Genomic DNA, 12,589 nt, shown 5'->3' with positions numbered 1-12,589 from the left:
CCCTGTTTTTCCCTATTTTCCCCGTGATTGGACTATCGCCGCGCTTCCCGGTCTAAATATGACAAAGCAGAACAAAATAGGGGAGAAAATCGGATGAATACCACAGTGACCGTGCAACTGCCTACCGACACCCTGCTCCAACTGATAGAAAAGCTGCGCCGCCGTGATGGCTCGCAGGACATTTCGGAAGCCATGACGAAGGCCGTCGAATGCTGGCTGGAAGACCCGGCCAGATTCGCGCCGAGCGCGGACCCTGAGGACATGCACGGCTATCAATGGAAATCGCTGTTCCTTCCCGAAGGCACCGTCTTGAAATCGTGGAGCTACGGCGAAAACAACTACGCGCGCGTTGAAGGCGATCAGATCATTCACGATGGCCGCGCGGTGTCGCCGAACCAGTTCGCCCAATCGTTCGCCCGCTCGACGCGCAATGCGTGGCAGGACTTATTTATCCGCCGTCCGGGCGACAAGACCTTCAAAATAGCGTGCCGGCTGCGCGATGAACTGATCGAGGCGGCCAAGCCGGCTGCCGCCACGCCAACCGCTACGATCCCGACTGGCCCCACCGCAGTGCCGCCGCTGCCGGTTGGATCAACGGCAATCTTGCCGGCGCCGTAGGCCCCGTTCCCAGCTGGCCAGGCAGCGCGCAACACCGATCGCGAGCCAGGATGGGACTTGCCGGAGCGCAGAAAATTCCGCTATCGGCTGGAAGACGTTGCCTATTAATTCAGCAAAATCCGAATGCAATGATCAAGGAACGTCGGCTATTCGCCGTTATGCGCCGACGCCCAAGTGATTAATTGTGACGCCTAGTCCAGCGTAACCGAGAATTCGAAAGCCCATTTCTGTCGAATACCCTGGCACATGGGCCTTAGCCAACCCGGCTAGTACCGCATGCCTTTGTTCAGGGGATTCGGTAGCGATTTCAAGCCACTCTATGAATTTGTATCCGCCATTCCTGAAGTGGTAAAACCATTCGCCATCCCAATCTGAGAGATGTCCATTTTCCGCATCCAGTGCGCGCCACTTCGGTGAAAGAGGTCCGAGACCATACATCGCAAGTCGCAGCTCGTCCCACTTCGTATCGTTCATCAATGGCTGCATGCGCCGGCTCCTTCTATTTGGCTGGGTCCGTTTCCGGCCGCTCGAGGTCAGCTATCACACCGCGAAGTGCAGCGCCAATGCGATCACCGCCGGCACCGTCTGGATCAGCAAGATGCTGCGCTTGACCGTCAAGCCACCCCAAACGCCGGCCACGGCCACGCAGCACAAGCCGAACACCGTGAAGGCCGACGCGATCGCCGGGTTCGGATGGACAAAGCCGACCACCAGCGCGGCGACCAGAAAACCGTTGTAGCAACCCTGGTTGGACATGGCCGGCCGGACGATGTCGGCTTTTTCTTTGCTCAGGCCGAAGACCTTGCGCCCGCGCGTGTCGAACAGCGCCGTCTCCAGCAGGACGATATAGATGTGTATCAGTGCCACGACGCCGGTGACGATCTGGGCCATTAAAAGCATGGTCGCTCCTTTTTTATAGTTGAGCGCTGATTATCACCGAGGCGCGGCCGGCTTGGGCATAATTTTGTTGCAACTGATATAGTTCCGGCCTTGCCGCAACACTGGAGTAGCAATGACCTGGATCATCCTCATCATCGCCGGCCTGCTGGAAGTTACCTGGGCGGTGGGACTCAAATACACGCACGGCTTCACCAAGCTGATACCGACGTTGTGGACCTTGGCCGCGATGCTCGGCAGCATAGGCATGCTGGGTCTGGCGCTGCGCACGCTGCCGCTGGGCACGGCCTACGCGATCTGGACCGGCATCGGCACCGTCGGTACCGTGATCTACGGCATCGTCGCGCTGAACGAGCCGGCCAGCGCGGTGCGGCTGGCGTGCATCGCCATGATCGTCGGCGGCATCGTCGGCCTCAAACTCAGCACCGTTTGACCGCTATCGTCAGAAGCCCGGATTGGCGCGGGCGAGGTAGTACCACTCGCTGTTGGCGCCGGCTGCGCTGTCGGGGAACAGGATGCGGCCGTCGAACTCGGCCAGCACCGGCGTGCCGTCGGCGCGCGTGCCGATCTGCTCGTCCTTGCGCACCGGGTCAAAGCTGGCCCACGCGCGGGTGAAGGTATCGTCGGCGCTGACCTTGTCGTAGACGGCGACCATGCTCAGCGCCTCCATCGCCTCGTCGGCGATCGGCGGCGGCGCGGGCGCGTCGATCAGGCCGAGGAAGGCCAGCGTGTTCAGGATGGCGCGATAGGCGACTTCGGGCGCTTGCGGGTCGGTGTGCTCGCCGCATTCGAGCGTGAGCGCGTAGCCGCCGGTGCTACGCATGTATTCGGTGGTGCCCATGCCGTAGCGCAGCACGGTTTCGAGCTGGCTGTCGCCGCGCAGGCGGCGTCGCACGCCGGCGCCGTAGGTGCGCAGCCAGCCGTCGACGAAACGGCGCACCCCGAGGCGGCGCGCCATCGCGCGTTCCTGTTGCTCGTGCTTGAACGGTTCGAGCGGGCCGTCGTTGTCACGCGGGCCGACCATGACGAACGGTTCGCCGGCGGCTTTGAACGAGTGCAGGTCGAGCAGCACGTCGTGCCGCGCAAGGAGAGGGCAGAGCCAGTTGGCGATGCGGTCCTCGAAATCCTGCGGGTGATCGTTGGGGAACAGGTTGCGGTTCAGATTGCGTTCGCCGAAGCGTTCGCCCTTGGCGTAGGCCAGTGGATTGGCGATGGGCACGAAGGTGACGGCGCCGTTGCGGATGACGAGTTGGCCGCTGTCGAGTTCGCGCAACACGCGCTGGATGGCTTGGGTGCCGCAGGTTTCGTTGCCGTGGACGGCGCCGGTGACGATCAGGCGCGTGCCGGGTTGTTGGCCGCCGTATTCGACGGATTTGAATTGCAGTTGATGGGTGGGAGTCATGCGGTATTTATACCAGCGAACCGTTGCCAGCGCCATTGGCTGGCGCTGGCGGTTAACGATTTGCTTAGTCAGGACGATTGCTGATTTGCGGATCGTGAGAAAATTCGAGTTCTGGCTTACGCTTGTCTATGAATTTAAGACTGATATTCAAGTTCATAGTCTCCGTGTTGGCATCGCTGAAAGTCAGCAGCTTGCCGCTGACGCTTACGCTGGCTGGACTTAATTGATCGTTGATCGAGGGGGTGACAGCCATTCCGGTGAAGACGATGTCATACCCACCGGTATCGAAGATCTGGTAATTAATGATAGTGTCGGTTTCAGTGATCACGGGCACAGCAGGTGCCGTCAGGACGTCATATGTACCGGGTACAGTAGTGCTAGGTTTAACCGAAACCAGAATGTTGACGAAGGACGTGGATGCCGGAAATGTACTCATGAAGTCGCTTTCTTTGGTGGGTGGGTGGAAAGATAGTGCAGATAGGCCGCATCGCGGTATGGCATCGCTTCGAGTTGCTTTTTGATGCCGCTGACTTGATCGCTCTGGTTTAGGCAGGCATGGGCTTTAACCCAAGGGGCGAGCAGTTGAAAGTCACTGGCCCCTATGACCGTCTGACGTAACATCGTGCGCACCCCTTCGCAGTGATCCAGCGCGTCGGACTGCTGCCGTTGCATTACGCTAAGATCAGCGGCGAGCAGCAACGCATCAATCGTCGCCCGACGAACAGTTATGTCGGCGGGTGATGCTGAATGGAGTTGTTTTAGTTTGTTCAGCGCTGGTTGTAAACTTTGGGAGGCGAGAACTGGCTGGCCTTGCTGCATTAGAAGCGCAGCTTTTTTTTGTTGTATTTGCGCGACCATGACCAACAAGTTGACTCTTTTGGGCTCCAGCACACTCATGTCGGTAAACACCTGCGATAGCTTCTCCAACCGGTTTAAAGACTGGGCCGGATTTTGTTTCTGGTCCGTCTCGATAACGCGTAATTCCGCAATGCGCATCTTGCGTTGCCAGGCACGGTTGCTGGGGTCTTTTTCCACCATACTTTGCGACAAAATAAGAGCCTTTTGCGCGTCGTAAGAGCTGCCTCCAAGGTCGCCAAGTGCTTGTTTAAGCTCGGATTGACGCGACCATACTCCGGTTAGCTGCTCCATCCACAGCGTATCCTCCGGGTAGGCGGCGTGGAGCGTTTCAAGAAGAGTCAGCGCGCGTTTATAAAGAGACTCGGCTTGTGCAAGTTTCCCTAATTGCATTTGGGTGCTGGCTTGCCAAGACAGGCTGTCTGCCAAATCCGCAGCTAACTGCTTATCGTCCGGGCTCTTCGCATAGGCGCGCGTTTTGAGCGCCACCGATAGTCCAAACTCCATCGCCGCGCGCTTGGTGTCACCGCGCTGCAATGCCAATGTGCCCAGGCTGTTATGCGCATACGATTGTTCTATCCAGCCGCTGACCTCGTCGGGGTGGGCAGCGGACTGACGGTCCGCATATATTAAATACTCGTCGAAATATCGCTGCGCATAGTCCCATTCCTTTTGAACAAAATGGATCTGACCCAGCCAAAAAGCGTTTTCCCCAGCACTTTTCAGTAAGGCAACGTCGATCGGTCTGGCTTGTAATTGTTGTTGCAAAATCTGGCGTCCGGCAAGTAGAGCGGTGTTCGCACCTGCAGAATCAGACCGTGCAATGCGGACCTCGGAAATCAACTGCAGTGATTTTGCACGTTGCAGCAGTGCGACATCACTGCCTGTGGCGCGCGTAGAGTCGGACAGATATGGCAGTGCACGACTGCTGACGCTGTCGAGCAAATCCAGCTTACCCAGCGGGCGCAATTTTTCGACGAACTCACCTAACATGTAGCTCATCAGCCCTTCAGCCTCGGCACGGTGCGCCTCCGCTTGCGTCTGGGCCGAGCGGGCGGCAAGTCCGAGGCCTCCGGCCAGCACCGCGAGCGTCGTCATCGCCACCATGATCCCCAGCCGCAGCCGTTCACCACGCCGCACGCCCATCAGCGAGTCATGTACGAAATCCTGTTCCTGTTGCGTGAAACTGAAACCGCTCGTCTTTAATAACTGCCGTGCTTGATTGGCTTGGGTACCGGAGGGCAGCAGCATGTCGCGCTTGCGGCCGCTGTCCTGCCAGCGTTTGGCTTGGGCGCTGATACGGCTGCGCGTCTGCAATGCCTGGCGATGCTCGTCGATCCACACGACCACGCGCGGCCAGCGGCGCAGCAGCGCTTCGTGGGCGATGCCGAATGCCGGCGCGCCGCCGTGCAAATCGCTGACAAACAAGTGGGCGTCGACCAGCGCCTGCACCAATTTGGTTTCGTCGTCGCTGCTCAACGCCGACCACGGCACGCGGCGCGAGGTGACGGTGGACTCGTCCTCGGCCACAAGCACCAGCCGCGACAATAACTGGGGCAGGGCGGCGATCTGCGCCTCGCCCAACACCGAAATCACCTGCTCGGCACGCGCGCCGATGGCGCCCTCCAGGCCGCCCATGTCGTGGTAGGCCTTGTGGCTCAACTCCCCGTCGGGACTGCGCTGACGGTACAGCTCTTGCAGACAGTATTGCAACAATGGCAATGTGTCCGGCCCGGCCTTGGCGGTGTTGATCAGCAATTCGTCCAGGCTTTCGCCGTGGGCGTCGACCGTGTAGCGCAGCTGCGCCACTTGCGCCGGGTGGCGGATGATCTGCGCGATGTCGGCGCTGCCTGGTGGCGTCAGGTCGAAGTGGCCACCGCGCAGTTTCATACTCATCAACGCGGGATAGGCCGTCAAATGCGGGTAGAAATCGTTGCGGCACGCTAAAACCAGCAGCACGCAGCCCGAGCGCGCCAATTGATCCAGCACGTTGATGAAGACGGCGCGCTCCTGCTCGCCAATATGCGGCAGGCGGAACACGGCTTCGAAACGGTCGATGAAGACCGCCAGCCGTATCGTCGCCAAGCGGTGTTGCAGTTTTTCTATCAGGCTGGGCAAATCTTGCGCCATATATAAGGCGAGGGCGGCGGCGCTGGTGTTTTCAAACAGCAGTCGGCCGTCGATTTCCGCGTCGAGCAACACGCTGGCCAGTGTTTCCAGCAGGCCGGACTGCCCCATGTCGGCGCAGTCGAGTTGCACATGGTCGCTGATCGCCAGCCCGGACTCGGCCGGTGCGGCGCCCGCCTTGAGCGCGGGAATCAGGCCGGCCTGGACCAGCGAAGTCTTGCCGGCGCCCGACGGTCCGAGCACCAGCACCATCGCGCAAGCCTCCTGCACCTGGGCCACCACCACCCGCACCAGATGGTCGACGCTGAGCTTGCGGCCGAAGAAGATCGCCGCGTGTTGTTCCTCGAACGCTTCCAGACCCCGGAACGGGGAGGCGTGCAGCCAGCTGCCGTTGCTGACGTCGTCGTCGTAGCTGAGCTCGGCCAGCAGACGGTAGCCGCGCTTACGAATAGTTTCAATATAGCGCGGTTCGGCGGCCGAGTCGTCGAGCGCCCGGCGCAGCTGGGTGATGATTTTGTGCACCGCGTTGTCGCTGGCCGGGGTGTCGCCCCAGCACGCGTCCAGCAGCGCGTCGGCCGAGACGACATCGTGCGGATGCTTGCAGAAATGTAACAAAACATCCATCGCGCGGGGCTCGAGCTGTCTGCTGAGCACACCAAAACTGAGCGTATTGGTGGCCGGCTCGACGCGCCACTGGCCAAAACGGAAGCTTTTACGGTTCACGCCAAACTTCTCCGCCCAAGAAAAAACAATCTAAATCAACGACTTGGCTACCTGAAGGTTTCCAGAAGGCCATTTGTATGTCTATTCGGTACAGTTGTTTCATGTCTGCACCTTTAGTGAATATTAACATTAGGCTGAGGAAACTATTAAACATTCTGCTCACACTGTTGTGTCTTCGCGCGGTCGGTATGCCGGCGCGGCAATGACACCCCATCGTAACGATGTTCGCGCCGAGCTGCGCCGCATCGCGGTCAGTCGCACCTTCGCAATGTCACATGGTTGCTGCGCGTTGTTGGACCAATTGGTTCGAGATTTTGATGACCAAAAGTATCAAGGGAGGGATGCCGGCGCCGGCATGAACCTTGGAACGAATCTGGCGGCCGCTGTCCAGTTGGCGCGGCTGCGCAACAAGCTGAGCGACTATTACGCGGTCGAGGGGCTGGGCAACCCCTTGCGCATCCGGGTGCCGGACGAGGGGTATCAGGTCTGCATCGATGTCGTTGAGCCAGCCGGCGAACAAATGCATTCAGATGTCAACCAGCCATCCAGGGAGGCACCATGGTTGTTCTAACCGGCGTCAGGGCGCCGTTCGAGCTCACCCAGCACGCGATACCAATTAAGCAACAAGGAATCGATTTCGCGATGCGTTATTACAGCCACCAAGCCGGCAAGAACTTGTCGCTGGCCGAGGCCAGGGCGCTGACCGACGCCGGCATTCAGATCGGCGTGGTGTGGGAGACCATCGGCGCCCATTTGCATTCGTTCAGCCGGGCGCAAGGTCTTGCCGATGGCGCCGCCGCATATCTGATGGCGCAGTCGGCCATCACACAGCCGTCGGGGTCGGCCATTTACTTCGAGGTCGATTGCGATCCGACCGCCGACGACATCGCCGGTCCGATCACGCGCTATTTCGAAGGCGTCAACCAAGCCTTCCACGCGGCGCGGCCGGGCGAGCCGCGCTATCAGATCGGCATCTATGGGTCGGCGGCGAGTTGCCGCGCGATCGTGGCCAGCGGTTTGGCGTCGCTGAGCTGGCTTTCGCCCTCGGGGGAGGCGGGCGCGGCCGATTATGCCGGCTATAACCTCAGGCAGCTTGCATCCGGCGTGCTGCCGGTGGATGATGGCAAGAAGATCCATGTCGATCTGGCCCGTAGCAACGACGGCTTGCCAACCGGATTATTCAGGGTGCTGTAGTGGCGACCATTCAATTTACCGAGATACCCACACTTAAGACCGTCAAGCCGGCCAAGACCGTCTTTTTAAACAATACCGGACAGGATCTGGTGCTCAAGTTCGTCACCGCGCCGGACTTGACGCTGCCCGCCTATACCATCAGCAACCGCATCAGCGCGGCGATCGATTGCATTTGCCTGGGGACGATCAACTATTATTCCACCCACGGCCAAAACTACGCGATCGCCGACGGCAGCACCGCCGTGCTGACGATGGCCGATCAGACGCTGGAGATGGTGATCTCGCCCTGACTTTGGAAAAACGGCGCGGCACGGTAAGATGCGGGCATGAATCCTTCGCTTATTGGCCGCGAGCATGGCCGCAACTCCGGCCTCGACACCTTGCGCGCGCTGGCGATCGTTTTGGTGTTCATGAATCACTACATGATCTTCGTCAGCTTCAGTCCGACTTTCGGCTGGATGAGCGAGATCGGCTGGACCGGCGTCGACCTGTTTTTCGCGCTGAGCGGCTATCTGATCGGCAACCAGATCTTGTCGGGCATCCGCCGGCAGCAGACCGGGCCCGAGCGGTTCTCGCTGCCGCGCTTTTACGCGCGCCGCTTCTTGCGCACCCTGCCGAATTTCTATTTCGTGCTGGCGCTGTATGCCTTGTGGCCTTATTGGCGCGGCGAGAGCGTGCTGCCGCCGCTGTGGAAGTTCCTTACCTTCACCCAAAATATACAGCTGACCCCGGGCACGGCGTTTTCGCACGCCTGGTCGCTGTGCGTGGAGGAACAGTTCTACGTGCTGTTGCCGGCGGTCGCGCTGCTGATCGCGGCCTGCCGCAAGTCCTTGCTGTGGGCCTGGGTGGCGGTGATCGGCAGCCTGCTGGCGGGGGCGGCGGTGCGCAGCTATTTGTGGACACGTTACGGCGGCGAAGGCGGTTTCCTGTATTACACCCATATCTACTACGCTTCGTGGTGCCGCTTCGACGAGCTGGTGTGCGGCGTGGCGCTGGCGCTGGTGCGGAACTATCACGCGGGCGCCTGGAAGGTCATCACGTCGCGCGGCAACTGGGTGCTGGCCGCCGGCGCGGGCATGCTGGCGCTGACCTGGTCGATGTTGCTTGAGGATCACTACGGCTATGCGATGACCGTGTTCGGCTATCCGATGCTGGGCCTGAGTTTCACCTTGCTGTTGATCGCGGCGCTGAGTCCGGGGTCGCTGCTGCAGCGCTGGCGCGTGCCGGGCGCGGCCAGCATCGCGCTGTGGTCGTATGCGATTTACCTGACGCACAAGCAGTTGTGCGTGCTGATGCGCGTGCCGTTGCGCGGCCACGGCTGGTTGCCGGACTCGTGGCAGGCGATCGCCATCATGAGCCTGGCCAGCATCGCCGTCGGCTGGTTGCTGTTCCTGCTGGTGGAAACGCCGTTCATGAAATTGCGCGACCGTTTCGTCCCGGGCAATTTCGCCGGGTCGAAGGCGGCACCAGAGGCGCTGGCCGCCTAGTTCATCTCGATGACGTCGAACGGCGATTGGGTCGAGCCGAGGAAGGCCATGACGCTGCGGGCACGCTCGCCCGGGTCGTCGTCGCGGGTGCTGGCGATGGCAGCGCGCAGGCCGGGGATGACTTCGGTGATGTGCGGGCTGTCGTAGGCGTTGACCAGCAGCGCCGCCAGTTCGCTGGCGCGGCCGCGGTTGTTGCGCATGCGCTCTTCCAGCATCGCCAGTAACGTGCGCTGCATGCGCGGCGTGGGATTGGTGATGTAGCCGAACACCAGCGGCGTGTTGCTGATCGCGTCGCACAGGCGGCTCTCGATCTGGTCAGGCTTGACGTCCGAGGCGATATCGAAATAGGCGCCGTTCCAGCGGGTGCGCTCGTACGGGTGGCCGGGCGGGAAGGAATCAGCCGTCTCGAAGCCGAGGACGTGGCTGAGATAGCGTAACCATTTGAGAAGAGTGGGCATCATGGTTGCATTTTAACGTAGGGCGGATTAGCGGGCGAGGCGCGCTAACCGCCCGGGGGCCCATCGATGAGGCGGCCCACCTGGCCGGTAGGCCTTAGAGGCCGTACGCCGTAATCCGCCATGCATGCGTTAACGCGACGCATGCATGGCGGATTACGCTGCGCTAATCCGCCCTACGTGGTTTAGATGACGCTTTCCTCACCCAGTTTGCCGGCGCGGAAGTCCTCGACGGCGGCGAAAACCTCGGCCTGCGTGTTCATCACGAACGGGCCGTATTGCGCGATCGGCTCGTTGAGCGGCTTGCCGGCGACCAGGATGAAGCGGCTGGCGTCGGTCGCATGCACATTCACGCCGTCAACGCCCGCCTTGTTGGCCAGGATCGCCATCTTGCCCGACGCTACATCCTTGTCGCCGACGCGCACCGCACCGCGATACGTGAAGATGAAGGCGTTGTGGCCTTCCGGCAGCGCTTGGCTGAACGAGGCGCCGGCCGGCAGGTCGACATCGATATAAATCGGCTCGGTCACTTCGCGTTGCACCGCGCCGGCGACGCCATGGCTGCTGCCGGCGATCACTTTCACCTTGACGCCGTTTTCGGTGCTGAAGACCGGCACCTCGTCGCCGTTGAAGTCGCGGTACCACGGCGCGCGCATCTTGTCCTTCGCCGGCAGGTTCAGCCACAGCTGGAAGCCGGACATCATGCCTTCTTCCTGCTCCGGCATTTCCGAGTGGATCACGCCGCGCCCGGCCGTCATCCATTGCACGCCGCCGTTGGTCAGCAGGCCCTCGTTGCCGCTGCTGTCCTTGTGGCGCATGCGCCCCTCCAGCATGTAGGTGACGGTTTCGAAGCCCCGGTGCGGATGGCTGGGGAAACCGGCCAGGTAGTCGCTGGCCTGGTCGCTGCCGAAATTATCCAGCATCAAAAACGGGTCCAGGCGGCGCTGCAGGTTCTGGGTCAGGACACGGTTGATCTTGACGCCGGCGCCATCCGACACGGCCTGGCCGGTGATGATGCGCTCCACGGTGCGTTCCTGTTGAACGCGATCGCTGATGACGTTGCTCATGACTTCCTCCTTTGCGGAGCGCGCCGCCGGGCGCGTTCCATCGTTTAATTTAGACCAATACCGCGTTGATGTCGGCGTCCGCCTGGGCTTGCGCCTTGGCCACCGCGTCCGGACCCATGCCCATGCCTTCGGCGTAGAAGAACTGGACGTCGGTCAGGCCGACGAAGCCCAGGAAAGTCTTCAAGTGGGCCAGCTGGACATCGTTGGGGCTGTCCTTGTGCATGCCGCCACGCGCCACGGCGACGTAGACTTTCTTGCCCGTCAGCAGGCCGACCGGGCCGGTGGCGCCGTATTTGAACGTCACGCCGGCACGGGCGATCGCGTCGAACCACGCTTTCAGTTGCACGGTGACGCCGAAGTTATACATCGGCGAGCCGATGACGATGGTGTCGGCCGCCTGCGCCTGGGCGATCAGCGCGTCGTCCAGCGCCACGCGGGCCGCTTGCTCGGCGGTGCGCTGGTCGGCGGGGGTGAACAGGGCTTGCAGAGCCGGCTCGTCGAGTACCGGATGCGGATTCGCGGCCAGGTCGCGGCGGATCAGCGTCGCGCCGGGATGGGCGGCCCGCAGCTTGGCGACAATGCTGTCGGCCAGGCGGGTCGATTCGGAACCGGTGCTGCGGGCGCTGGAGTTGATTTGCAAGATGTTCATGGTGGTTCTCCTGAATGTTGGGGTTTTGTTTGTTTTCTGCTGCGATGTAGTTACTTTAATCGGTTCAAAACCGTGGCGGAAGACGTTAGAATGGATAACATTAATCCACTGATGGAACAATCGAGGAGAATTGCGTGGAAATCGATCCTGGCGATCTGATGCTGTTTGCCCGTATCGTCGAATGCGGCAGTTTCAGCCTGGCTGCCGAGCGGGTGCAATTGCCGAAGTCGACGGTGTCCCGGCGGATATCGTTGCTGGAGGCGCATCTGGGGGAGCGGCTGCTTCAGCGCACCACGCGCAAGCTGGTGTTGACCGAGTTCGGCGCCAGCCTGCTGGAGCACGCCCGCCGGGTGGCCGACGAGACCGAGGCCGCCGGCGCGCTGGCGCAGCACCGGCAGGGCGCGCCGAGCGGATTGCTGCGGGTGTCGATGCCGGCCGACTTCGCCAACGCGGGCGTTGGCGAGATGCTGGCGCAATTCATGCACCGCTATCCGGCCATTTCGCTGGAGCTCGATCTGTCGCCGCGCCGGGTCGACCTGGTGGCGGAGAACTACGATCTGGCGATCCGCATGGGCGATCTGCCGGACGACGCCTCGCTGGCGGCGCGGCGCATCACCTTCAGTTCGCTGGCGCTGTACGCCTCGCCGAGCTATACGGGCTTGCGCGGCTTGCCGGAGCATCCAGACGATTTGTTCAAGCACGATTTGCTCAGTTTGCCGCCCAGGGTGAATGGCCTGATCCGTTGGACGCTATTGCGCGGCAAGACGCGCTGGGAGCGCGAGCTACCGGTGCGCTTGCTGGGCAACTCGCCGGAGATGATCGTGCGCATGACCGGCAATGGCGTTGGGATCGGCGTGTCGACGGAGGCGATCGCCGCGCCGTTCCTGCGGGCGGGGACGCTGGTGCGGGTGCTGCCGGAGTGGTCGTTTCCCCAGGTGACGGGGTGGGCGGTGTTCCCGGGGCGGCGGTTGATGCCGGCCAAGACCCGGGTGTTTCTGGATATGCTGGAGGCGGCGTTCGACCGTAGGGCGGATTAGCGTAGCGTAATCCGCCATGCATGCGCCGTTGGCGGCGCAAACATGGCGGATTACGGCGTTCCGCCTAATCCGCCCTAC

The 12,589-nt window shown here is 61.5% G+C and carries 15 protein-coding genes; 7 read left to right on the top strand and 8 right to left on the bottom strand.

Features of this window, described 5'->3' with window-relative positions:
- Positions 1-93 precede the first annotated feature (93 nt).
- Positions 94-618 carry a hypothetical protein gene (locus JOD97_RS13420; protein WP_229264433.1) on the top strand — a complete coding sequence of 175 codons (525 nt, stop codon included), beginning with the start codon at positions 94-96 and terminating at the stop codon, positions 616-618.
- 156 nt (positions 619-774) lie between these two features.
- Here the strand turns inward: JOD97_RS13420 and JOD97_RS13415 are convergent, their stop codons facing one another.
- Complete coding sequence (locus JOD97_RS13415) at positions 775-1,104, bottom strand: DUF6678 family protein (RefSeq protein WP_209718304.1); 330 nt, start codon at positions 1,102-1,104, stop codon at positions 775-777.
- Between the two features lie 54 nt (positions 1,105-1,158).
- Complete coding sequence (locus tag JOD97_RS13410; RefSeq protein WP_209718302.1) at positions 1,159-1,518, bottom strand: DUF1304 domain-containing protein; 360 nt, start codon at positions 1,516-1,518, stop codon at positions 1,159-1,161.
- Between the two features lie 112 nt (positions 1,519-1,630).
- Between JOD97_RS13410 and sugE the strand changes: the two genes are divergently transcribed.
- Positions 1,631-1,948, top strand: a complete 318-nt coding sequence (gene sugE, locus JOD97_RS13405; RefSeq protein WP_209718299.1) for a quaternary ammonium compound efflux SMR transporter SugE — start codon at positions 1,631-1,633, stop codon at positions 1,946-1,948.
- A gap of 9 nt (positions 1,949-1,957) precedes the next feature.
- Here sugE and JOD97_RS13400 read toward each other — a convergent pair whose 3' ends face one another.
- From JOD97_RS13400 to JOD97_RS13390, 3 genes are all read right to left on the bottom strand, one after another.
- A complete protein-coding gene (locus JOD97_RS13400) occupies positions 1,958-2,917 on the bottom strand; it encodes a succinylglutamate desuccinylase/aspartoacylase family protein (RefSeq protein WP_209718296.1) in 960 nt (319 codons plus the stop codon).
- Between the two features lie 64 nt (positions 2,918-2,981).
- Complete coding sequence (locus JOD97_RS13395) at positions 2,982-3,353, bottom strand: hypothetical protein (protein ID WP_209718294.1); 372 nt, start codon at positions 3,351-3,353, stop codon at positions 2,982-2,984.
- The gene (locus JOD97_RS13390) at positions 3,350-6,622 is read right to left on the bottom strand and encodes a winged helix-turn-helix domain-containing protein (RefSeq protein WP_209718291.1); all 3,273 of its coding nucleotides are present in this window, start codon (positions 6,620-6,622) and stop codon (positions 3,350-3,352) included. The genes JOD97_RS13395 and JOD97_RS13390 overlap by 4 nt, the downstream gene beginning before the upstream one ends.
- Positions 6,623-6,824: 202 nt before the next feature.
- On the opposite strand from JOD97_RS13390, the gene JOD97_RS13385 reads away from it, so the two are divergent.
- Genes JOD97_RS13385 through JOD97_RS13370 form a run of 4 tightly spaced genes read left to right on the top strand, consistent with a single transcriptional unit; the run spans position 6,825 to position 9,303 of the window.
- Entirely contained in the window at positions 6,825-7,193 is a 369-nt protein-coding gene (locus JOD97_RS13385; protein WP_209718288.1) for a hypothetical protein, read from the top strand.
- A complete protein-coding gene (locus tag JOD97_RS13380) occupies positions 7,181-7,816 on the top strand; it encodes a DUF1906 domain-containing protein (RefSeq protein ID WP_209718285.1) in 636 nt (211 codons plus the stop codon). Before JOD97_RS13385 ends, JOD97_RS13380 begins: the two co-directional genes overlap by 13 nt.
- Positions 7,816-8,106: a hypothetical protein gene (locus tag JOD97_RS13375; protein ID WP_209718282.1), complete on the top strand. Its 291-nt coding sequence runs from the start codon at positions 7,816-7,818 to the stop codon at positions 8,104-8,106. The genes JOD97_RS13380 and JOD97_RS13375 overlap by 1 nt, the downstream gene beginning before the upstream one ends.
- A gap of 36 nt (positions 8,107-8,142) precedes the next feature.
- A complete protein-coding gene (locus JOD97_RS13370; RefSeq protein WP_209718278.1) occupies positions 8,143-9,303 on the top strand; it encodes an acyltransferase in 1,161 nt (386 codons plus the stop codon).
- Here JOD97_RS13370 and JOD97_RS13365 read toward each other — a convergent pair.
- The 3 genes from JOD97_RS13365 to JOD97_RS13355 form a co-directional block, all read right to left on the bottom strand.
- Positions 9,300-9,764 carry a hypothetical protein gene (locus tag JOD97_RS13365; RefSeq protein WP_209718276.1) on the bottom strand — a complete coding sequence of 155 codons (465 nt, stop codon included), beginning with the start codon at positions 9,762-9,764 and terminating at the stop codon, positions 9,300-9,302. The genes JOD97_RS13370 and JOD97_RS13365 overlap by 4 nt on opposite strands.
- Positions 9,765-9,943: 179 nt before the next feature.
- Positions 9,944-10,825: a pirin family protein gene (locus JOD97_RS13360; protein WP_209718273.1), complete on the bottom strand. Its 882-nt coding sequence runs from the start codon at positions 10,823-10,825 to the stop codon at positions 9,944-9,946.
- Positions 10,826-10,874: 49 nt separating this feature from the next.
- Positions 10,875-11,474, bottom strand: a complete 600-nt coding sequence (locus JOD97_RS13355; protein WP_209718270.1) for an FMN-dependent NADH-azoreductase — start codon at positions 11,472-11,474, stop codon at positions 10,875-10,877.
- Between the two features lie 134 nt (positions 11,475-11,608).
- Between JOD97_RS13355 and JOD97_RS13350 the strand changes: the two genes are divergently transcribed.
- The gene (locus JOD97_RS13350) at positions 11,609-12,511 is read left to right on the top strand and encodes a LysR family transcriptional regulator (protein ID WP_209718267.1); all 903 of its coding nucleotides are present in this window, start codon (positions 11,609-11,611) and stop codon (positions 12,509-12,511) included.
- Positions 12,512-12,589 lie beyond the last annotated feature (78 nt).

Origin of the sequence: Duganella sp. 1411 (genome assembly GCF_017833525.1) — a bacterium.
Taxonomy (GTDB): Bacteria; Pseudomonadota; Gammaproteobacteria; order Burkholderiales; family Burkholderiaceae_D; genus Rugamonas.
Note: the sequence above shows the minus strand (reverse complement) of the source record. Positions and strands in the feature narration are given on the sequence as shown.

Excerpts from the sequence above, each read along its gene's own strand:
- JOD97_RS13420 (WP_229264433.1), top strand. The coding sequence starts at position 94 with ATGAATACCACAGTGACCGTGCAACTGCCTACCGACACCCTGCTCCAA.
- JOD97_RS13415 (WP_209718304.1), bottom strand. The coding sequence starts at position 1,104 with ATGCAGCCATTGATGAACGATACGAAGTGGGACGAGCTGCGACTTGCG.
- JOD97_RS13410 (WP_209718302.1), bottom strand. The coding sequence starts at position 1,518 with ATGCTTTTAATGGCCCAGATCGTCACCGGCGTCGTGGCACTGATACAC.
- sugE (WP_209718299.1), top strand. The coding sequence starts at position 1,631 with ATGACCTGGATCATCCTCATCATCGCCGGCCTGCTGGAAGTTACCTGG.
- JOD97_RS13400 (WP_209718296.1), bottom strand. The coding sequence starts at position 2,917 with ATGACTCCCACCCATCAACTGCAATTCAAATCCGTCGAATACGGCGGC.
- JOD97_RS13395 (WP_209718294.1), bottom strand. The coding sequence starts at position 3,353 with ATGAGTACATTTCCGGCATCCACGTCCTTCGTCAACATTCTGGTTTCG.
- JOD97_RS13385 (WP_209718288.1), top strand. The coding sequence starts at position 6,825 with ATGACACCCCATCGTAACGATGTTCGCGCCGAGCTGCGCCGCATCGCG.
- JOD97_RS13380 (WP_209718285.1), top strand. The coding sequence starts at position 7,181 with ATGGTTGTTCTAACCGGCGTCAGGGCGCCGTTCGAGCTCACCCAGCAC.
- JOD97_RS13370 (WP_209718278.1), top strand. The coding sequence starts at position 8,143 with ATGAATCCTTCGCTTATTGGCCGCGAGCATGGCCGCAACTCCGGCCTC.
- JOD97_RS13365 (WP_209718276.1), bottom strand. The coding sequence starts at position 9,764 with ATGATGCCCACTCTTCTCAAATGGTTACGCTATCTCAGCCACGTCCTC.
- JOD97_RS13360 (WP_209718273.1), bottom strand. The coding sequence starts at position 10,825 with ATGAGCAACGTCATCAGCGATCGCGTTCAACAGGAACGCACCGTGGAG.
- JOD97_RS13355 (WP_209718270.1), bottom strand. The coding sequence starts at position 11,474 with ATGAACATCTTGCAAATCAACTCCAGCGCCCGCAGCACCGGTTCCGAA.